Below are 19605 nucleotides of genomic sequence, written 5' to 3'. Positions count from 1 at the left end.
GCCTCTGGCAACAATTGCCCGCAGTGTTGAGTTTTCTAGTTCCTTGGTACATGCCAAAGGCGGCTTGGTCGGCCAACGCAACGCCTCCGTGGTGAAGGAATGAGCAACTGCTCCCTCTTATTTGAGCACCCTGACGTTTGTGCGGCGGTCTCGTCGGTAAAACCCCACAATTCCTTGGGCATCTGTCCAATGCAGTCTGCTTAAGGTCTTTCTATCCACCGCGCAAGTACTTTGCGTGAGCTCGGTTACGTTCTTTCACCAATGTAGCAACCTCTTGAAATGTGGCTGATTGCAGTCTAGCGCGATACGGATTCAACTATTTCCGGGGCGATGCCCTTAAGGAAAATAAGTCAAGTATTTATTGCGAATTCGGTTTTGCTCTGCAACCAAATCAGACTGAGACCTAGCTTTCAGTGCATACAATCGCAACCTACGTTTATATGCATCAACTATTTCCTCGTCGAACTTGAGACTGTTGTCTTCTAGGGCGCCTGCAAGATACTCGTTTTTATCCGCTACCTTCTTCTCCAAATAATCGAAGATACCACGATGCTTAGTTTGTTCGATGCCCGCTTGGCGCTGCATCGGCTCTAAATAAGGTTCTTTGAATTTGCCTGCCAGTGAAGAAAACGGATGTTCTTCAGGGCGCGCCGCCTTATAAGCAAGGTTATCAAGTCGGATTCCGGTTTGTGGCGTGGTGTTTTTTTTGGGGCCGCCCCCCGCGTTCAATACCTTCTTATCTGCTTGGAAGAGCTGCCTCTGAGCATCACGTTTAATCGCCTCAATCGCTTCATCTAAAGCTTGAATTCTTTTTAACGCACGTTTTCCTTCAAAGCTGGTGACCCCTTTCTTTGTCCAAAGACCTTCACCCACGTGCTTTGTTTTCAGGCCTACCCATGCCAGTGGAGAGTTCCCTGTAGGATCGCATCTATTAATCGGGTCACCCAAGCAGTATGTATATCCATTTAGCCCACCTTCCCCAAACGGACTAAAACTGTCTGGACTGTTAAATCGCATCAACACCGGGCTGAACGCCCGACGCCCATTACCCAATAAATAATGCCCGGTCACCGGATCCGCTCGTTCGCCGTTGAACCCCAGCAAACTGGCTACACCGCGTTCAATGGGGCGATGACCGTAAGGTGAATAGGCGATGGGTTGTCGCTGGCTGTTCTCACTGAGCGTGTGTAACACCGACCGCTGGCAATCGGTTATCAGCAGCGCAGTGTCAAACTTAACGCCATGACACTGTTGCGCGAGTAGCTGGTCGTTGTATTGGAATATTGATTTTTTTATCGTGCCTCGAATCTCTGTGACCAGGCGTTTTTTGCAGTAGAAACGCTGAGATTCAGGCCCATTCAGCAACGTACAGCCGATCAAACGGTCGAGCGGGTCGTAATGGTATCGACAGAGCAACGGTTCGTGTTGGGTAGGCATAGGATGACACCCTCGTAAGTGTTGACGTGCAACTGAAGGGTATTCGGTAACTTCATCAGGCGACTACTAACAGAACTGTTAGGTTGGCGAATTGGAACACCACGCTTTTGGACACAGTTCGGCAATGTGATCTCAATTAGGCGAGCACCTCCCTTTGTGGCGAGGGGGGGTGGCTCCGCAGCAGCCCCAGTTCGGTTAACTCAGTACCAAATGACTGAAGACGGGGTCGCTTCGCGCCCCAACGGGGATATATCCCCTCACTACAGGATCTCATACCGCCAAGACTATTGCGGTTGGGCATCCACCCGCTTCATCCCCGCCCGCTCATAGCGTGGATAGAGATGACTGACGCTGCGAATCAGTTCATAACGGCTCAAGCTGATCCCGGCGAAGCGCTCTGGGATGGGGCTGCGGATCATCTCGGCCATGTCGTCGCCCCGGGCCGCGCCGTCGCGCATGAGTTGGTCGAGCCAGCCCAGGTAATCGCGCATCTGGGCAAAGGGCTGGGCGTCAGTCGCCAGTGGGCCGTGACCGGGCACGATCTGTTTCCAAGGCAAGGCTTGCAGGGTATCGAGGTCGTTGAGCCACACGTCCAGGCCCGGGCTGTTGGGGGTGGTCAGGGCGCGCTCGTAAAACACCAGGTCACCGGCGAACAGCACGCCGGTGGTGTCATCGAGAATCGCCAGGTCCGCCCCGGTGTGCCCGGCCAGTTGCAGCAGGCGCAAGGCGTGATTACCCACTTTGAGCACACCGGGCGTTACCACCTGAGTGGGCAATACCACCTCGGTGCCGCGCATCCAGTCGCCCACCAGCCGGTACATGTTCTCCGCCATGGCATCGCCCTGCTGGCGCAGCAGGTCCGTGGTCCCCGCCAACGCACCGATGGGCACGTCGCTGAAGGCCTGGTTGCCCAGCACATGGTCGGGGTGATGATGGGTCAGCAGGACCTGGATCACTGGTTTGTCGGTGGTCGCCGCGATGGCCTGGCGCAAAGCCTCGCCATAGCGTTTCGACGGCCCGGTATCGATCACCACGACACCGGCGTCGGTGATGATGAAGGCGGTGTTGACGATGTTGCCGCCATTGTCCTTGGCAAAGTTTTCGGTGCTGCCTTCCAGCAGCCAGGTACCCTCAGCGATTTGCCGTGGCTTGAGTGAATAATCCGTCCCGGCCCATGCAGCCACGTTCCAACTTATGAGAATCAGCAATAACCAGCGCATGGCGCGCTCCTTTGAGTCAGGGAATCGCCGCTTCGAAGGCGTTGCCGCTGTTATCGCGCATCACCAGGCGGGTCTGCCCGGGGCCTTGGATGTCGAAACCCAGGTTGGGGTTTTCACTGACCGCCGGGAATAGCTCCAGGCGTGCCAGCACGTGGCCGTCGACATCCAGTAATTGGGCTTGATTGAGGAAGAATTCAGGGATGCCACTGACCAGGCCGTTATCCATCGGATGGGCCACTTGCAGGCGCAGGCGACTGGCGTCACCACGGGGATAACGGGCGCCGAGCACTTCGCCCAGATGCTCCTCCCAACCGGCCTGGGTACGCACCACACTGGGCGCGGTGCAGCCGCCGCCAGCCGCGTCGATCAAGGTCGAGCCAACGTGCCACAGGCCATCGCGGGTCTGTACAGCGGCGCGCAGCGGAGTGGCTTGTTCGATACGGATGCGGATCGACAGCCAGGGCAGCACCCGCTCCCCCGGTTGGAAGTCGACGATTTTCGGCAACGGGTTCAGTTCGGCCCAGGCCAGTATCCGGACCACGTCGCCGGTGAACGCCCGGGCATCGATTTCCAGCGGCACCTGGCGCGCATCCTCGGCGAAGGGTGGCGCCAGCAACCGGACCCGGTCGTCGAACACGAACGGCGCGTCGCCCAGCAGTTGCTTGTGATAGAAGACCCACATCACCGAGGGCACCGGATCCTTGCCCGGCTCGACCGCCGCCAGCGCGATCATCGGCAGGCCGCACCACAACAGGCACCACATGGGCCATTTCATCCCGCGCTCCTATTGATACATTTCCGGCACTTCATAGCGCAGGCCGTAATGGGCATAGACCGTCTTGACACTGCCGTCGCGGATCAAGCCTTCCAGCGCTTCTTCCACCGCATAGGCCAGCTGTCGGTTGCTTTCATGCACCGCCATGCCGATTTCCCAACGTTGCTTGCCCATGTTCGGGTAGGCATTTTCCGCCAGGGCCAGTTGCGGATCGGCGGCCTCGTGCACTTGCCAATCCACTTCTGCGCGCATGGCCATGACCGCGTCGACTTCCCCAGCCTGCATGGCCTTGAAAGCCTGGCCAACGCCTGGGTAATGGCGAGTCTTGGCGCTGAGCATGCCGTTGAACACTGAAGTCAGGTAGAACGACGGCACGCTGTCGACTTCAACGCCTATGGGGTGCTGCTGGAACACCGCGACGCTGCCCACCGAATCCAACCGGCGACGGTCATACGCCACCTGCCAGCACTCTTGCTGGTAGGGCCCGAACATCACCACCTGGGCGTTTTCCAGTTCCCCGATGTCGTTGCGTCTCTGCACGTAGTCGTGATCGTACGGAACACGCATCATCAGATCGGCGAGTTGTCGGTGGTGCAGCGGACTGGCGCGCCAAATGTAATCGCGCAGGTCGTCATCGAGCTTCTCGCCGGGCGGCGCCCAGATCAATTGCAGACGCACGCCCAATGCCTTGGCCAGCGCCTGAGCCAGTTCCACGTCTACGCCCCTGGGTTGGCCGTTGTCTTCAAAACTGTAAGGGGCGAAGTCCTTGTAGACGGCCACTTTCAGCTCACCGGCAACGATCATCTGGTCGTAGCTGCGCACCTGTGCCTGCGCCGCCTGCCCGCACAGCAACAAGCCGCACACTACCCACGCGAACAGGCGCATGGCGATCACTCCTCGACGTGCACGCTGTCAAGATAAGTGCGCACCGCCCACAAGGCTTCCTGGCTCAGGTAGTCGGCCATCTTCGGCATGTAGACCCGGCCATCGCGCACCGCGCCGTGACGCACGCGTTCGACGAACCATTCATCGCCGGCTTCGGCCGCGTCGAGCATCCGCAAGTCTGGGGCGATGCCGCCGGACTTGGCCTCCAGGCCGTGGCAGGCGGCGCAGTTCTGGTTGTAGGCCGATGAGCCGATTTCCAGGGCCCGGTCATGCTCGGGCGAGGTGCGATAGGGGTTTACCGCGGCCCAGCCGTCGCCGTCCACGGTCACGCCGGTGTCCTTGATCGGGGTCAGCCCCTTGGTTTCCACTGCCTGGGGCACTACGTTGCCATGGGCCCACGCGGAGCCTACGCCGATCAGCCCAATCAGCAATGCGGAAGCGATGATGGCGTTGCGTTTTGTTGTCATTGTTATGCCCTCTGGATTGCACGCAAGACCTCTCTACAGAGGCCGTGCCGTCATCTTAGGAACCCCCTCGCCCCAGCCGAATGCTGCTTTGGTGGCCGCGGTGTAGTTCCTTGGTAGCAAGCCATCCGAAGCAAGTCGCAAAGACAGGCGGTTCGGGAAGTCTTCCCGGCAAGGGCGGGACTTTTTCCGTATCGGCCGGGTCGTGGCGCAACTCACCCTAGTCAGGCCAAAACCTTTCACTGGGAACTGCCACCATGAGAATAAAAACGCTACCCGCCCTCTCCTCCCTGACCGTTGCCTTGCTGCTGGCCGGCAGTCTGTCGTTGAGCACCCATGCCAACGCAGCCGTGACCTGGGAAGACATCGCCAACGACCACCTCACCACCAAGGACGTCTTGCAATACGGCATGGGCACCAACGCCCAGCGCTGGAGCCCATTGGCCCAGGTCAACGACAAGAACGTGTTCAAGCTCACACCGGCCTGGTCCTACTCGTTCGGTGACGAGAAGCAACGCGGCCAGGAATCCCAGGCCATCGTCAGCGACGGCGTGGTGTACGTCACCGGATCCTATTCGCGGGTATTCGCCCTCGACGCCAAGACCGGCAAGCGCCTGTGGACCTACAATCACCGGCTGCCGGACAACATTCGCCCGTGCTGCGATGTGGTCAATCGCGGCGCGGCCATCTACGGCGACAAGATCTACTTCGGCACGCTGGATGCGCGGCTGGTCGCCCTGGACAAGAACACCGGCAAGGTGGTGTGGAACAAGAAATTCGGCGACCACGCTGGCGGCTACACCATGACCGGTGCCCCAGTGCTGATCAAGGACAAGACCAGCGGCAAGGTGCTGCTGATCCATGGCAGTTCCGGCGACGAGTTCGGCGTGGTCGGGCAGTTGTTTGCCCGCGACCCGGATACCGGTGAGGAAGTCTGGATGCGACCTTTCGTCGAGGGCCACATGGGCCGCCTCAACGGCAAGGACAGCACCCCGACCGGCGACGTCAAGGCGCCGTCCTGGCCCGACGACAAAACCACCGAAACCGGCAAGGTCGAAGCCTGGAGCCATGGCGGTGGCGCGCCTTGGCAGAGCGCCAGTTTTGACGCCGAGACCAACACCATCATCGTCGGCGCGGGCAACCCCGGCCCATGGAATACATGGGCCCGCACCGCGAAGGATGGCAACCCACACGACTATGACAGCCTCTATACCTCCGGCCAGGTCGGCGTCGACCCGAGCACTGGCGAAGTGAAGTGGTTCTATCAACACACCCCCAACGACGCCTGGGATTTTTCCGGTAACAACGAGCTGGTGCTGTTCGACTACAAGGACAAGGACGGCAAGGTGACCAAGGCCACCGCCCACGCCGACCGCAACGGTTTCTTCTACGTGGTGGACCGCAACAACGGCAAACTGCAGAACGCCTTCCCCTTCGTCGACAACATCACCTGGGCCAGCCACATCGACCTGAAGACCGGTCGCCCGGTGGAGAACCCGGGGCAGCGTCCGGCCAAGCCATTGCCCGGTGAAACCAAGGGCAAACCGGTGGAAGTCTCGCCACCCTTCCTCGGCGGCAAGAACTGGAACCCCATGGCCTACAGCCAGGACACTGGGCTGTTCTATGTCCCCGGCAACCAGTGGAAAGAGGAATACTGGACCGAGGAAGTGAATTACAAAAAGGGCTCTGCGTACTTGGGCATGGGCTTTCGCATCAAGCGGATGTATGACGATCACGTCGGCACCCTGCGAGCGATGAACCCCACCACCGGCAAGGTGGTCTGGGAGCACAAAGAGCCGCTGCCACTGTGGGCCGGCGTCCTCGCGACCAAAGGCAACCTGGTGTTCACCGGCACCGGCGACGGCTTTTTCAAGGCTTTTGATGCCAAGACGGGACAGGAGCTGTGGAAATTCCAGACCGGCAGCGGCATCGTCTCCCCGCCCATCACCTGGGAACAGGACGGCGAGCAATTCATTGGCGTGACCGTCGGCTACGGCGGTGCCGTGCCGTTGTGGGGCGGCGACATGGCCGAGCTGACCAAACCCGTCGCCCAGGGTGGGTCGTTCTGGGTGTTCAAGATTCCGAGTTGGGATAAAGCGACGGCGCAAAAGTAGCACTGACCTCCCTATGTCCTCAGTGGGAGCGGGCTTGCTCGCGAATGAGGTGGTTCAGTTAATGAATATTTTGACTGTGCTGGCCTCTTCGCGAGCAAGCCCGCTCCCACAATTGCTAGAGCTCATACCATGAAATCATTGTCATTGCTGCTTCTGTTCGTTGGCGCCTTTGCCAACGCCGACGACACCGACACCCCCCTTACCCTCAACGGCTGCGTCATCGCCGAATCCAGCCAATGCCCTGGCGCCGACCTGCGTGGCGCCCGGCTGGCCAACCAGGACCTGCGCAAAATGAATCTCAGCGGCGCCGACCTGCGCAACGCCGACCTGCGTCATGCACGGCTGGACCTTGCCAATCTGGAACGGGCCAACCTGCAAGGCGCCAACCTGACCCGCGCCAGCCTGCAGCAAAGTAACTTGCGCCTGGCCGACTTCAGCGGCGCCACGCTCAAGGCAATCCAGGGTTGGGGCCTGTTCGCCCAAGGGACGCAATTCCAGCGTGCCGACCTGACGGCCGCCTACCTTCAGTTCGCTCGACTGTCCGGCGCCAAGCTGACCGAGGCCAATCTGCAGGCTGCCGACCTTGAGATGGCCTGGTTGAGCAAGGCCGACCTCAAGGGCGCCGACCTGCGCGACGCCAACCTGCAGGAAGCCAAGCTCGGCGAAAGCAATCTGGAAGACGCCAACCTGAGCGGTTCACGCCAGCACTATGGGAATTACCAGGATGCGAATATGCGCGGGTGTACGGGATGTCCAACGTCGTGGGATAAATAGCGGGTCGCGCGCCTCCCCTGTGGCGAGGGAGCTTCCTCCCGCTGGGCTGCGAAGCAGCCCCAATAGGGTCAAACTCAATGAACCTGATACTCCGAGGTGCCGGGTTTTGGGGGCGCTCCGCACCCCAGCGGGAGCAAGCTCCCTCGCCACAAATGATCGCATTTCAAACCAGATATTCAGCCCGCCACCCGCACCACCCCCATATCGATCCCCAAGTGCACCAATTCCGCATGGGAGCTGACCTGTAGCTTGCTCTTGAGCAGTGTCAGGTGGTTGGACACGGTCTTGGCGCTGATGCACAGCTGTTCGGCGATGGTGCGCGCGGGGGTGCCTTTGGCGAGCATGACGAAAATTTCCAGCTCTCGCTGGGTCATGCATTGCAGGCGCGGGTCGGTGTTGTCCCGGGAGTTGGCGCAGGCCAGTTGCGTGGCCAGGGATGGCTCGATGTAAGCATGCCCGGCCAGTACCCGTCGCACCGCCTCCATCAACACCTGGGGCGCCGAGTTCTTGGTCAGGTAGCCGGCGGCACCGGCGTCCAGCGCCTGGCGCACCAACGGCAACTCATCGTGCATGCTGAAGAACAACACCCGCAGTTGCGGCAGGCGCTGGCGCAAGCGCCGGGTGGTTTCCAGGCCGCTGATGCCCGGCAGGCTGAAATCCATGATCACCAGGTGGGGCACTTGCTCCTGGACCTGGTTCAGCGCCTCCTCACCGGTGGCTGCTTCCCGGACCTGCAGCTGCGGCATCAGCGCTCGCAAAAGACTGGCATAGCCCTGCCGAACCACTGCATGGTCGTCCACCAACAAGATGTTCATCACGCCTCCAAAGGTATGTTCAAAGCCAACGCCCACCCGCAATTCGGTCGACTGATGATGCGCAGCTCGCCACCGAGGCTACGGGCTCGTTCAGCCATCGAATGCAGGCCAACCCCAGCGCGCGCTGGCTGCGTCGCCCCGCGGCCGTTGTCGCGTATCAGCAAACGCAGGTGTCCTGCGCGATGTCGCAGGCGAATCCGCACCTCGGTTGCGTCCGCGTGCCGGGCTACATTGGTCAGCGCTTCCTGCAACAGGCGATACAGATGAGTCTTGTCCGGTGCGGACAGCTGCGGCAGCACCTCATCGACCCAAAGACGACAGCGAATGCCTTGGTTTTTTTGCCATTGCTCGGCCAGCGAAGCGATGGCGTCGCCCATCGGCAGGTGCTGCAGCACCACCGGGTACAGGTCATGCACCAACGCTCGGAACCCTTGGTGCAGGTGCTCGCAATGATCTTCCAGCTGGCTGACAGTCTGCGCCAGCGATGCCGGCTGATCGGCCACCAAACGTAATAGACAGGCCCGGGCGCGAATGCCCGCCACGTACTGGCCCAGGTCGTCGTGCAGGGTTTGCGCCAGTTGGCGGCGCTCTTCTTCCTGCACGGCCAACAAGGCCTCGGTGAGCCGGGCATTGTCCGCCCGGGCCTGGGCCAGGCCGGTAGTCATGCGGTTGAAATGCCCCGCCAGTTGCTGCGCCTCCGGGACACCTTCAGCGGGCAAGCGCACCTGTAAGTTCCCGGCAGACACCTGGCGCAGCGCATGCAGCAACTCGTCCAGCCAGCGCATGCCCCGGCGCACGCCCCAGCGAATCACCAGCAGGCTGAGCAACAGCGCCATCGCGCAGACGCCCAGCAGTTGCACAAGCGAATCGATAATTTCCTCGATCTCATCCTTCGGATCGACGGCAATCCACGCCCGCCGACCGTCACGCAGGTCCACCACCTGCGCAGCAGGGCCATCGTCCAGCAAGTGACGGCCCAGCCAGGCCTGGATCCCGCCTTCATCCGCCGCAAGCGCGGCCCCTGGCGCAAGCCAATGAACCCGCACATGACGCAGGCTGCCGGTCAACCGCGACTGGAGGCTGGCCGGATCGCGCTCGGCGGTTTCGCGCAGGTAATGCACCACCGACTCGGCCGATTGCAGCTCGCGCTTCACGTCAGCGACAGCCTGATGCAACAACAGGATGGCGCAGGCCAGGGTCACCAGGGCAAAAAACGCCGTGACCCAGAGGTTGATTCGCCAGAGGGCCGACATGCTTAGCGCTCCATTGCTGGGACAAACTCACACCCCCAGCTCCGGACGCAAATCCCCTGTGGGAGCGGGCTTGCTCGCGAAAGCGGTGGATCATCTTGCGTCGATTTCGACAATGCTGCCGCCTTCGCGAGCAAGCCCGCTCCCACAGGAGATCCGGGTTGTTTGCATGTTCTTTGGCGATCGCACAATCCGTGTTTACCGGGCAGCCGATCAACCCCGATCAAACTCAGAATCAACAGAAACGGCAGCAGCAGGGTCTTGAGAATCCGCATGGTCTGTCGCTCCAGATGATGACGATTGCCTTGCATCGTAAAACCCTGCCATCCCCGTTGAGTTACTACCTTGGTACTGCCCCGGCGGTACTTTCTGCATATTTCCCCACGGCCACGGGGTTCCTATGCTGGCGCTACCTGCAATGGAGGATGTCATGCGCCGGCTCGTCGGTTACGCCCTGGTTTTTCTGCTGGCAGCGGCCTCCGCTCATGGGGGCGATGCTGCGCCGTTGCAGGTGCGCATCGGCTACCTGGGGTATCGCCCCGACCCAGGGCCGCTGCTGTCCAACGTGATTGCCGAACCCACCGATGCCGGTTTGCGCGGCGCCGAGCTGGCCATCATCGACAGCAACAGCACCGGGCGTTTCCTCAAGCATGACTACCGTCTGGAAAGCGCCAGCGTCGACAGTCCCGAGGCACTGCTCCAGGCCGCCCGGACGCAACACGACCAAGGCCTGCGGCTGTTCGTGGTCAACGCCCCTGCCGACACCCTGCGCCAACTCAGTGCCGCTTTTCCCGATAGCCTCCTGTTCAACGCCGGCAGCCCCGACGACAGCCTGCGCACCACCGACTGCCTGGGCAACGTGCTGCACAGCCTGCCCGACCGCGCGATGCTCGCCGATGCGCTGGTGCAGTTCAGCGTGGTGCGCAAATGGCAGCGAGCCTTGCTCATCGTCGGCCAAACGCCCGAGGACCAGGCCTACGCCGCCGCACTGCGCCGGGCCATGAAACGCTTCGGCATGAAAATCGTCGCGGAAAAACCCTGGCAGTTCGACAACGACCAGCGCCGCAGCGCCCAGGCCGACATGCCACTCTTCACCCAGACAGCCGAGTACGACGTGGTGCTGGTGGCCGACGAACGCGGCGACTTCGGCGAATACGTGCCCTACCAGACCTGGTTTCCCCGCCCGGTGGCCGGCACCCAAGGGCTGACACCCACCGGCTGGCACAAGACCGTGGAAACCTACGGCGCGGCGCAACTGCAAAAACGCTTCGAAGCCCTGGCCGGACGCTGGATGAACGACCGGGATTTTGCCGCCTGGATCGCTGTGCGCAGCATCGCCGCCGCCGTGAGCAAGTTGCGGCAGGACGACCCGTTCGCGATCCGCCAACTGGCCCTCAGCGAGCAATTGCCCCTGGACGGTTTCAAAGGCCGCAAGCTCAGCTATCGGCCATGGAACGGCCAACTGCGCCAGCCGATCGAGCTGGTCCAGCCGCGCGCGCTGGTCAGCACTTCGCCCCAGGAAGGTTTTCTGCACCCCACCAATGAAATGGACAGCTTGGGCTACGACCAGCCCGAAGTGAGCTGCCGCTATCCCTGATCGATAACAACAATAAGGAAACCGCCATGCGCCGCCCGCCGTTTTACCCGGCCCTGCTCTGCCAAGCCTTCGCCCTGGGCGCTGCGTTGCTTGCCGCCGGTCCCGCCGCCGCCAGCATCGCCTGGGTCTCCAACGAGAAAGACAACAGCCTGAGCCTGATCGACATGCAGAGCCTGGAAGTCATCGAGACCCTGCCGGTGGGCCAGCGTCCCCGAGGCCTGCTGCTCTCCCACGACAATCGCCTGCTGTACATCTGCGCCAGTGATTCGGACCGGGTCCAGGTGATGGACGTGGCCACACGCAAGATCATCAAGGAACTGCCCTCCGGCAAAGACCCGGAGCAATTCGCCCTGCACCCCAACGACCGCTGGCTCTACGTCTCCAACGAGGACGACGCCCTGGTGACGGTGATCGACACCCAGACCTCCGAAGTGCTGGGGCAGATCGGCGTGGGCGTCGAGCCCGAAGGCATGGCGGTCAGCCCCGATGGCAGGTGGGCGGTCAACACCAGTGAGACCACCAACATGCTGCACTGGATCGACACCAGCACCCAGACCCTGGCCGACAGCACCCTGGTCGACCAGCGGCCTCGTTTCGTCGAGTTCAGCCGCGACGGCTCACAGCTCTGGGCCTCGGCGGAAATCGGCGGGACCTTGACGATTCTCGACGTGGCGACGCGCAAAATCCTCGAGACCCTGACGTTCCAGATCAAGGGTGTGCACCCGGACAAGGTGCAACCGGTGGGCATCAAGCTCAGCGCCGACGGCAAGTTCGCCTTCGTTGCCCTGGGCCCGGCCAATCACGTGGCAGTCATCGATGCCAAGACCTTCGAAGTGCTGGATTACCTGCTGGTGGGCCGACGGGTCTGGCAGTTAGCGTTCACCCCGGACCAGAAGCAATTGCTAGCAACCAATGGCGTCAGCGGCGATGTCTCGGTGATTGATGTACAGAGCCGCAAGGTGCTCAAGTCGGTGAAGGTCGGGCGCTATCCGTGGGGCGTGGTGGTGACACCATGAACGCCCTTGAGGTGATTGACCTGAGCTTTGCCTACGGCGCACGCGAAGCCCTCAAACGCATGACTTTCAACCTGCCCGCCGGGCGTTTCGCAGCGCTGCTGGGGCCCAACGGAGCCGGCAAGTCGACGCTGATCGCCCTGCTCACGCGCCTGTACGATCTGCAACGCGGCGATATCCGCGTCGGGGGGCATTCACTGCAAAAATCGCCCCGGCCGGCCCTGCGCCAGTTGGGCGTGGTGTTCCAACAGAGCACCCTGGACCTGGACTTGAGCATTGAGCAAAACCTGCGCTACCACTTGGCGTTGCATGGTTTTTCGCGGCGTCATGGCAGCGCCCGTCTCGATGCCGAACTGGCCCGCCAGCACCTGACCGAGCGCCGCCATGAGCGGGTGCGCGACCTCAACGGAGGGCATCGGCGCCGGGTGGAAATCGCCCGGGCCCTGTTGCATGAACCGCGCTTGCTGCTGCTGGACGAACCCAGCGTCGGCCTTGATCCGGCCAGCCGCCTGGCCCTCGGCCTGCATATTCGGCAACTGTGCAGCGAACACGGCATCAGCGTGCTCTGGACCACTCACCTGTTGGACGAGGTGCAACCCAGCGACGATCTATTGATCGTGCACCAGGGCCGCCTGGTCGCCAGCGGGCAGGCCGACGCGGTGAGCCTGGAACATGGCGGCACCCTGGGTTCGGCCTTTAACCGTTTGACTGCCTCCGGAGTCCAGCCATGAGCGCGTACTGGCATTGTTTCAGCGGGATCGTCACGCGCGAGTGGCTGCGCTTCGTGCTGCAACGCACGCGACTGCTCAGTGCCCTGGTGCGGCCGCTGCTGTGGTTGCTGGTGTTCGCCGCCGGGTTTCGCGCGGCCCTCGGTATTGCGATCATTGCGCCCTATGACACCTACGTCCCCTACGAGGTGTACATCGTGCCGGGGCTGGCCTGCATGATCCTGTTGTTCAACGGCATGCAGGGTTCGCTGTCGATGGTCTATGACCGGGAAATGGGCAGCATGCGCGTATTGCTCACCAGTCCCCTGCCCCGGGCTTTCCTGCTGGCGAGCAAGTTGCTGGCGACTTCGCTGATCTCGCTGTTGCAGGTCTATGCGTTTCTCGCCATCGCTTGGCTGTATGGCATCCAGCCGCCGACCATGGGCCTGCTAATGGCCTTGCCGGCCCTGCTGTTGGTGGCGCTGCTGCTCAGTGCCCTGGGCCTGTTGCTGTCCAACGCCATCCGGCAACTGGAGAACTTCGCCGGGGTGATGAATTTCGTGATTTTTCCGATGTTCTTCCTGTCTTCGGCGCTGTATCCGTTGTGGAAAATGCTCGAGGCCAGTCCTTGGCTGTACTGGCTGTGCGCGGTCAATCCGTTCACCCATGGGGTGGAGTTGGTACGTTTTGCCCTGTACGAACAGTTCAACCCGTTGGCGATGGCGGTGTGCGTGGGACTGACGTTGCTGTTTGCGTTGCTGGCGGTGTGGACCTTCAATCCGCAGCAAGCGGCGTTGCGCAAGGCGGGTTGAACCAGTTAGCGCCAGGCCCTGTGGGAGCGGGCTTGCTCGCGAAGACGGCGGCACATTCAACATTGATTCAAGCTGAATCACCGCTTTCGCGAGCAAGCCCGCTCCCACAGGGCTGTGTCGACCTGCATATATCCAAATTACTACTTTAGTACCGGTTTTCCTGTCTATGGTCGCATTCACAAGACCTTCACCCTGGCATGTAATGGGCGCATAACAAAAAGGATAAATCCTATGCCCCGTTTGCTGGCGATGGTCTTGCTGGGCCTGGCGCTGAATGCCGCCCAGGCCGATACGCTGCTGTTTTCCCCGCAGGGCTATCGCATTGCCCAATACCGCAGCCCGACACCCGCCGCCGTTGACGGTGCGCAGACCCTCGATACGCCCGCCTTGCAGCAACTGCTCGAACAACCCTCGCCGCCCCTCCTGATCGACGTCTACCGCCGGCCGTGGGTCCAGGGACGCTTTATCGACAACGAACCCCATGCCAATCTTCCAGGCAGCCTGTGGCTGGCCAACACCGGCGACGGCGACCTGGACCCGGCCTGGCAGGATTACTTCAGCCAGCACTTGCGCAAGGCCACCGCCGGGCGGACGGACCAACCGCTGGTCTTTTATTGCCGCTCCGATTGCTGGTTGAGCTGGAACGCGGTAAAACGCGCCGCTGCCATGGGCTATAAGCAACTGTACTGGTATCGCGATGGCCTCGATGCCTGGGAAGCGGCCAACCTGCCCGTGCAAGCAGCCCGGCCCGAGCCCTTTCCGTGATGTTGAATACTGCGTGCAACTGCTCTGCCCATAAGACAATAACGAGGTGAATGGCCATGTATAAAATCCTGATAGCCGACGATCACCCACTGTTTCGCGAAGCCATCCACAACGTCATCAGCGACGGATTTCCTGGCAGCGAGGTGATGGAAACCGCCGACCTGGACAGCGCCTTGGCACTGACCCGCGAACACGACGACCTGGACCTGATCCTGCTGGACCTGAACATGCCGGGCATGCATGGGCTCAATGGCCTGATCAACCTGCGCAACGAGGCGCCGACGATTCCCGTGGTGATCGTTTCCGCCGAGCAGGACAAGCAGGTGGTGCTGCAAGCCATCACTTATGGTGCGGTGGGGTTCATCACTAAATCCTCGCCACGCTCACAGATGACCGACGCCATCGAGCAAATCCTCAATGGCAACGTGTACCTGCCGCCAGACATCATCCGTACCCAGAAAAGCCCGATGGGCCGGCGCCTGAACGAAACCCCGGCGTTCCCCCCGGAACTGCTCCAGGCCCTGACCCGCAAGCAACTGCTGGTGCTTGAACGCATGACCAAGGGCGAGTCGAACAAGCAGATCGCCTACACCCTGGACATCGCCGAAACCACGGTCAAGGCCCATGTCTCGGCGATCCTGCGCAAGCTCAACGTACACAACCGGGTGCAGGCGATCCTCAGTGCCGGGGACATTGATTTCGGGGCTTACCTGCGGCGCTGAACAGATACCCCCTGGTCCCCTGTGGCGAGGGAGCTTGCTCCCGCTGGGCTGCGCAGCAGCCCCATGGATCTGACAGGCAGACCGAGTTCTCAGGTTTCAGGGCCGCTTCGCGCCCCAGCGGGAGCAAGCTCCCTCGCCACAGAATCGGGTTCGGCTCAAGGGTTGCGGGGCAGACCCAACAGATGACTCATCGCGATCTTCAACTTCATCGGCCGCACCGGCTTGTGCATCAAGGTGTGGCCGCGCTCGCGGATCTGCTGCTTGAGTTCGTTGCTGTAGTTGGCCGTGATCATCATGGCCGGGATCGCTGAGGCGCGACAGGCGTTGATCCGCGCCACCGCGTCCACGCCGTTCTGATCGTGGTCCAGGTGATAGTCGGCGATCAGCAAGTCGGCCTCGGCATGGTAGTTGTCCACCTGGCGCGCCAGGTCCTGTTCCGACAATGCCGTCACCACCTGGCAACCCCAGCCCTCCAGCAACGTGCGCATGCCGGCGCAGATCGCCGCGTCGTTATCCAGCACCCAGACCCGCGCCCCGCGCAGTCGCTCCAGCATCGGCTCGCTCATGTCCAGGCATGGCAAGGGCTTGGGTGCCGTGGCGCTCAAGGGCACTTCGATGGCAAACATCGAGCCCTTGCCCGGCCAGGAGCGCACCTGGATCCGGTGCCCGAGAATCCCGGCGATCTTCTCGACAATCGCCAGCCCCAGGCCCAACCCGCGGTCCTGGTCCGGACGCTGCACATCGCCGCGCTTGAACTCCTGGAATATCTCCTCCAAGCGATCTTCGGCAATGCCGATGCCGCTGTCCCAAACCTGGATCGAGACCCGCCGGCCGTGGCGACGACAGCCCAGCACCACGCGGCCACCCGGGGTGTACCGGATGGCGTTGCTGAGCAGATTGCGCAGGATCCGCGCCAGCAATTGCATGTCGCTGCGTACCAGCACCGAGCAACCAACATAGTGCAGCGCCAGCCCTTCGCTGCGGGCCACCTGGACGTACTCGGCCGCCAGGTTGTCGAGCAGCTCACTGAGCGCGAATGGCGCGACATCGGCCTTGATCACCCCGGCGTCGAGCTTGGAGATGTCCACCAAGGTGCCCAACAGGTTCTCGACGTCCTGCAGTGAGTTGCTGACGTTGCGCACCAGATGCGCGTTGGCCACCGGCTCGCGGCGCTCCAGCAATGCGCTGGTAAACAGGCGCGCGGCGTTGAGGGGTTGCAGCAAGTCATGGCTGACGGCGGCCAGGAACTTGGTTTTCGACAGATTGGCCTGCTCGGCCTCGCGCTTGGCCTCGCGCAGCCGTAATTCAACGCGGCTGCGCTCGTCGATCTCCTTGAGCAACTGGTCATTGAGCAAGGTCAGTTCAGCCGTGCGTTCCTGGACCCGTTGTTCAAGATTCTGGTAGGCCTGGTGCAACGCTTCGGCGGTGCGTCGGCGCTCGGTGATGTCGCGGATCAGCACGAAAATCCCCACCACCTCACCGTTGGCCAAGCGGTTGGGCACGTAGGAGCGCAGCATGTAGCGCTCCTGGCCGTTGATATTGGTTTCGGCGAACTCGAACGTCACGCTTTCGCCCGCCAACGCCCTCGCCACGTAGGCCTCCAGGCGTTGGTAATGCTGCTCGCTGTGGGCCTCGCGCAGGCTCTGGCCGAGCATCACGCCACGGGGCCAGCAATACCATTGTTCGTAGACTTTGTTGGTGAATTCATAGACCAGGTCGGCGTTGAGGTAGGCAATCAGCGCCGGCACATGGTCCGTGATCAGACGGATCCAGCGCTCGCTTTCACTGAGCGCCTCGGCGTGCTGGTAGCGCTCGGTGATGTCGGTGAAGGTATTGACGTAGCCGCCGGTGGGCAGCGGATGGGTGCGGATTTCCAGGACCCGGCCATCGGACAGGCGCTGCTCGCACTCATGGATCATCCGGCCGCTGCTGTCGCGACTGGCAGGCGTCAGCAACTGCAGCTCACTGTCGGCGATCACTTCGTTGAAAGGTCGATGGGCCGCCACCGGTGCCAGGCCGCTGAGTTCGAGAAAGCGTCGGTTCCACAATTCGAGCACGCCCTGGGCGTTGACCATCGCCACGCCTTGGGACAAGTTGTCCACCGCCCGCTGCAACAGGTGGGATTTTTGCGCGATGGCCTGTTCGCGGCGCACAGTTTCACTGAGCTTGACGTCGGTGATGTCGGTGAACAGGATCACCCGTCCGCCTTCCTGGGTCGGCCGTTCGCTGACTTGCAGCCAGCGACCGTTCTGCAAGCGATACAGCACATGCTCGTCGGCTTGGCCCCGAGGCTCCTCACTGAACAGCCCGTTGGCCGTCATCAGGCGTTTGACCTCGGAAAGTCGCATCCCGGCGATGATCCGCACCCGACTGTTGACCCAAAAGGCCTTGAAGCGGCTGTTGAAGAGGACGATGCGTTGCTGCTCATCGAACAGCACGAACGCATCCGAGATGCTCTCGATGGCATCGATCAGGTGTCGGTGGGCGGTCTCCGCTCGTAGCCGCGCCTCGCCCAGCAAATGATTACCGGCCTTGAGCTCGGCCATGGCCTGGTTCAGGGCATCGGTGCGCTCGCGCACCTGCTCGGCCAGCACCACCGAATGCTGGAACGCCGCATACGGGTCGTTGCCCCGGGTCACACCGGACTCCACCCGTTCGATCAGCGCCTCGTTGATGCGCCGCAGCTTGTGGTTTTCATGCTGCAGGCTGGCGATCTGCGCCTGTAGCTCAGCGGTGGCCAGGGACGCGATGGCGGGCAATGGCAACTCCGGTGAAGGTCTGGTTGATGTGCATGCCATTGAACTGTTCTCCATAGGTGTTGAAGCCCATCACCCGTTGCTCGCGTAAAAATTGCCCGATCTGCTCCAGGCCACCGCGGTCCTCCAGTTCCAGGCGCCGCAGGAAACAGTCGCAGCCGATGGTCAACAGCAAGTCGCCGAGGCGTGCCTGCAAACCTTCGAACAGCTCTTGCAGGTTGTGCAGCAACGGGCCCGGGGTCATCGCCGTGAGGACGATGCCGTTTTCCACTGCGCAATAGAAACTCAGGCTCAGGTCCGGGTGCACCTGCTGGATCGCCCGCACGTAATATTGGTCATTGATGCGCACGGCCAGGGGGTGGGCGGCGAACACCCGATAATCGAGCGCACTCACCGGCACGCCGATGTGCCGGGCATATTCCTCGGCGGCGGGCTCGGCGTTGAGCTCAAAAACTCGTCGCGAGGTGCTGTCGGCGCCAGTCACCACGAGTTTTTCCTGACGCGGCAGGATGTGATGGGTGGTGAAGACTTCGAACTCCAGCCAGGTATTGATCAGCACCACCACGGCCGCACCACTGTGGAACTGGCCTTCGAAATAGACGTGGGTGTGGGTCAGGTAGTTGTCGTCGCCGGCCGAGCCGCCGAAATGCGGAATATCCCCCAGCGCGGCACTCAGGGCCGCCAGCACCATTTCCTCGCGGCTGGACAGACCGTCGAGCAAAGTCAGGGCGAAACTGTGGCCTTTGATCGGGGCCAAGGCATTGCTGCGACAGCCGCTGGCCAGGCGCTCGACCATTTGCTGGGCGTCGATCAGGCTGAAGTGCTCCATTTCGCCGATCAGCTCGGCGGCGATGGAAAAATGCCGGTGATCGAACCCCACCGCCGTCACGCAATTGCGGCCATAACCCTGGGTGGTGATTTCCCCGGCACTGGTACAACCCACCAGGCGAATCCCGCCGAAACTCTGGGACAACGCCGCGCCAAGGGCCGGCAAATCGTATTCGGCGGAACAGAAAAACAGCACGAACCCCAAGTGTGGGTGCAACAACTGCCGCGCCAGTGCCTGGGCCACCTGCTGGACATCCGTAGCCTGGGACATGGCGCTCACCACACCTTCGCTCTGGGCCTGCTGCATCGTCGCCTCCGGCGGGTGCGTGATAGGAACCCTGAGTGTACGAACCCGCGCCTGAGCCACGAATGCTACTTGGGTAGTGGGTGGACGCTTCCATGGGATGAGAAGGTTGATGCTGTGGCAAGCAAATCTGATCCACCACAGCGGCCATCAGGGTGAGCTGTTTCTTGTGGCGGCGCCGCATGACCTACCCCAAAACCCCCGGCCCCCACAGCCCCCGTGGCGAGGGAGCTTGCTCCCGCTGGGGTGCGCAGCAGCCCTTAGCTCAATTACTGCGGTGGGTCAGGTTGTCTGCGTGCGGCGTTTTGGGGGCGCTTCGCACCCCAGCGGGAGCAAGCTCCCTCGCCACATAGGCGCCAGGGCTGTG

The 19605-nt window shown here is 61.8% G+C and carries 17 protein-coding genes; 8 read left to right on the top strand and 9 right to left on the bottom strand.

Features of this window, described 5'->3' with window-relative positions; all coding sequences use genetic code 11:
• Positions 1-336 precede the first annotated feature (336 nt).
• From PFLQ2_RS28765 to pedF, 5 genes are all read right to left on the bottom strand, one after another.
• Positions 337-1437: an RHS repeat-associated core domain-containing protein gene (locus PFLQ2_RS28765; protein ID WP_003181135.1), complete on the bottom strand. Its 1101-nt coding sequence runs from the start codon at positions 1435-1437 to the stop codon at positions 337-339.
• Positions 1438-1721: 284 nt separating this feature from the next.
• Positions 1722-2657 (bottom strand): quinoprotein relay system zinc metallohydrolase 1, encoded by a 936-nt coding sequence (locus PFLQ2_RS15670; protein WP_003181134.1) that lies wholly within the window; start codon positions 2655-2657, stop codon positions 1722-1724.
• 16 nt (positions 2658-2673) lie between these two features.
• Positions 2674-3432: a quinoprotein dehydrogenase-associated SoxYZ-like carrier gene (locus tag PFLQ2_RS15675; protein ID WP_003181132.1), complete on the bottom strand. Its 759-nt coding sequence runs from the start codon at positions 3430-3432 to the stop codon at positions 2674-2676.
• Positions 3433-3441: 9 nt separating this feature from the next.
• Positions 3442-4317 carry a substrate-binding periplasmic protein gene (locus PFLQ2_RS15680; protein ID WP_003181129.1) on the bottom strand — a complete coding sequence of 292 codons (876 nt, stop codon included), beginning with the start codon at positions 4315-4317 and terminating at the stop codon, positions 3442-3444.
• 5 nt (positions 4318-4322) lie between these two features.
• A complete protein-coding gene (gene pedF, locus PFLQ2_RS15685; protein ID WP_003181126.1) occupies positions 4323-4784 on the bottom strand; it encodes a cytochrome c-550 PedF in 462 nt (153 codons plus the stop codon).
• Between the two features lie 254 nt (positions 4785-5038).
• On the opposite strand from pedF, the gene exaA reads away from it, so the two are divergent.
• Together exaA and PFLQ2_RS27725 are read left to right on the top strand one after the other, a co-directional pair.
• Positions 5039-6895 carry a quinoprotein ethanol dehydrogenase gene (exaA, locus tag PFLQ2_RS15690; RefSeq protein WP_003181124.1) on the top strand — a complete coding sequence of 619 codons (1857 nt, stop codon included), beginning with the start codon at positions 5039-5041 and terminating at the stop codon, positions 6893-6895.
• Between the two features lie 129 nt (positions 6896-7024).
• Positions 7025-7669 (top strand): pentapeptide repeat-containing protein, encoded by a 645-nt coding sequence (locus PFLQ2_RS27725; protein WP_033045987.1) that lies wholly within the window; start codon positions 7025-7027, stop codon positions 7667-7669.
• 176 nt (positions 7670-7845) lie between these two features.
• On the opposite strand, the gene PFLQ2_RS15695 is transcribed toward PFLQ2_RS27725, so the two are convergent.
• A complete protein-coding gene (locus PFLQ2_RS15695; RefSeq protein WP_003181121.1) occupies positions 7846-8484 on the bottom strand; it encodes a response regulator in 639 nt (212 codons plus the stop codon).
• Positions 8484-9737 (bottom strand): sensor histidine kinase, encoded by a 1254-nt coding sequence (locus PFLQ2_RS15700; RefSeq protein ID WP_003181119.1) that lies wholly within the window; start codon positions 9735-9737, stop codon positions 8484-8486. Before PFLQ2_RS15700 ends, PFLQ2_RS15695 begins: the two co-directional genes overlap by 1 nt.
• A 427-nt stretch (positions 9738-10164) precedes the next feature.
• Between PFLQ2_RS15700 and PFLQ2_RS15705 the strand changes: the two genes are divergently transcribed.
• The 6 genes from PFLQ2_RS15705 to PFLQ2_RS15730 all read left to right on the top strand — a co-directional run bounded on the left by PFLQ2_RS15705 (position 10165) and on the right by PFLQ2_RS15730 (position 15350).
• The gene (locus PFLQ2_RS15705) at positions 10165-11331 is read left to right on the top strand and encodes an ABC transporter substrate-binding protein (RefSeq protein WP_003181117.1); all 1167 of its coding nucleotides are present in this window, start codon (positions 10165-10167) and stop codon (positions 11329-11331) included.
• Between the two features lie 26 nt (positions 11332-11357).
• Positions 11358-12347, top strand: coding sequence for a YVTN family beta-propeller repeat protein (locus tag PFLQ2_RS15710; protein WP_003181115.1), 990 nt, complete (start codon positions 11358-11360; stop codon positions 12345-12347).
• Positions 12344-13075, top strand: a complete 732-nt coding sequence (locus tag PFLQ2_RS15715; RefSeq protein ID WP_003181113.1) for an ABC transporter ATP-binding protein — start codon at positions 12344-12346, stop codon at positions 13073-13075. Before PFLQ2_RS15710 ends, PFLQ2_RS15715 begins: the two co-directional genes overlap by 4 nt.
• Positions 13072-13863 (top strand): ABC transporter permease, encoded by a 792-nt coding sequence (locus PFLQ2_RS15720; protein WP_003181112.1) that lies wholly within the window; start codon positions 13072-13074, stop codon positions 13861-13863. Before PFLQ2_RS15715 ends, PFLQ2_RS15720 begins: the two co-directional genes overlap by 4 nt.
• A gap of 231 nt (positions 13864-14094) precedes the next feature.
• A complete protein-coding gene (locus tag PFLQ2_RS15725; RefSeq protein ID WP_003181110.1) occupies positions 14095-14628 on the top strand; it encodes a PQQ-dependent catabolism-associated CXXCW motif protein in 534 nt (177 codons plus the stop codon).
• 56 nt (positions 14629-14684) lie between these two features.
• On the top strand, positions 14685-15350 hold the full coding sequence (locus PFLQ2_RS15730) for a response regulator transcription factor (protein WP_033046458.1): 666 nt from the start codon (positions 14685-14687) through the stop codon (positions 15348-15350).
• 155 nt (positions 15351-15505) lie between these two features.
• Here the strand turns inward: PFLQ2_RS15730 and nahK are convergent, their stop codons facing one another.
• Together nahK and nosP are read right to left on the bottom strand one after the other, a co-directional pair.
• Positions 15506-18148, bottom strand: coding sequence for a hybrid sensor histidine kinase/response regulator NahK/ErcS' (gene nahK / locus PFLQ2_RS15735; protein ID WP_003181105.1), 2643 nt, complete (start codon positions 18146-18148; stop codon positions 15506-15508).
• Positions 18078-19241 (bottom strand): nitric oxide-sensing protein NosP, encoded by a 1164-nt coding sequence (nosP, locus tag PFLQ2_RS15740; RefSeq protein ID WP_003181104.1) that lies wholly within the window; start codon positions 19239-19241, stop codon positions 18078-18080. Before nosP ends, nahK begins: the two co-directional genes overlap by 71 nt.
• Positions 19242-19605 lie beyond the last annotated feature (364 nt).

The sequence above is a fragment of the Pseudomonas fluorescens Q2-87 genome, from assembly GCF_000281895.1.
Lineage (GTDB): Bacteria > Pseudomonadota > Gammaproteobacteria > Pseudomonadales > Pseudomonadaceae > Aquipseudomonas > Aquipseudomonas fluorescens_S.
This window is presented reverse-complemented; position numbering and strand designations above follow the sequence as displayed.

What these genes read in the sequence shown, in the direction of transcription:
- PFLQ2_RS28765 (WP_003181135.1), bottom strand. Translation starts at nt 1,437, where the DNA reads ATGCCTACCCAACACGAACCGTTGCTCTGTCGATACCATTACGACCCG.
- PFLQ2_RS15670 (WP_003181134.1), bottom strand. Translation starts at nt 2,657, where the DNA reads ATGCGCTGGTTATTGCTGATTCTCATAAGTTGGAACGTGGCTGCATGG.
- PFLQ2_RS15675 (WP_003181132.1), bottom strand. Translation starts at nt 3,432, where the DNA reads ATGAAATGGCCCATGTGGTGCCTGTTGTGGTGCGGCCTGCCGATGATC.
- PFLQ2_RS15680 (WP_003181129.1), bottom strand. Translation starts at nt 4,317, where the DNA reads ATGCGCCTGTTCGCGTGGGTAGTGTGCGGCTTGTTGCTGTGCGGGCAG.
- pedF (WP_003181126.1), bottom strand. Translation starts at nt 4,784, where the DNA reads ATGACAACAAAACGCAACGCCATCATCGCTTCCGCATTGCTGATTGGG.
- exaA (WP_003181124.1), top strand. Translation starts at nt 5,039, where the DNA reads ATGAGAATAAAAACGCTACCCGCCCTCTCCTCCCTGACCGTTGCCTTG.
- PFLQ2_RS27725 (WP_033045987.1), top strand. Translation starts at nt 7,025, where the DNA reads ATGAAATCATTGTCATTGCTGCTTCTGTTCGTTGGCGCCTTTGCCAAC.
- PFLQ2_RS15695 (WP_003181121.1), bottom strand. Translation starts at nt 8,484, where the DNA reads ATGAACATCTTGTTGGTGGACGACCATGCAGTGGTTCGGCAGGGCTAT.
- PFLQ2_RS15700 (WP_003181119.1), bottom strand. Translation starts at nt 9,737, where the DNA reads ATGTCGGCCCTCTGGCGAATCAACCTCTGGGTCACGGCGTTTTTTGCC.
- PFLQ2_RS15705 (WP_003181117.1), top strand. Translation starts at nt 10,165, where the DNA reads ATGCGCCGGCTCGTCGGTTACGCCCTGGTTTTTCTGCTGGCAGCGGCC.
- PFLQ2_RS15710 (WP_003181115.1), top strand. Translation starts at nt 11,358, where the DNA reads ATGCGCCGCCCGCCGTTTTACCCGGCCCTGCTCTGCCAAGCCTTCGCC.
- PFLQ2_RS15715 (WP_003181113.1), top strand. Translation starts at nt 12,344, where the DNA reads ATGAACGCCCTTGAGGTGATTGACCTGAGCTTTGCCTACGGCGCACGC.
- PFLQ2_RS15720 (WP_003181112.1), top strand. Translation starts at nt 13,072, where the DNA reads ATGAGCGCGTACTGGCATTGTTTCAGCGGGATCGTCACGCGCGAGTGG.
- PFLQ2_RS15725 (WP_003181110.1), top strand. Translation starts at nt 14,095, where the DNA reads ATGCCCCGTTTGCTGGCGATGGTCTTGCTGGGCCTGGCGCTGAATGCC.
- PFLQ2_RS15730 (WP_033046458.1), top strand. Translation starts at nt 14,685, where the DNA reads ATGTATAAAATCCTGATAGCCGACGATCACCCACTGTTTCGCGAAGCC.
- nahK (WP_003181105.1), bottom strand. Translation starts at nt 18,148, where the DNA reads ATGGCATGCACATCAACCAGACCTTCACCGGAGTTGCCATTGCCCGCC.
- nosP (WP_003181104.1), bottom strand. Translation starts at nt 19,241, where the DNA reads ATGCAGCAGGCCCAGAGCGAAGGTGTGGTGAGCGCCATGTCCCAGGCT.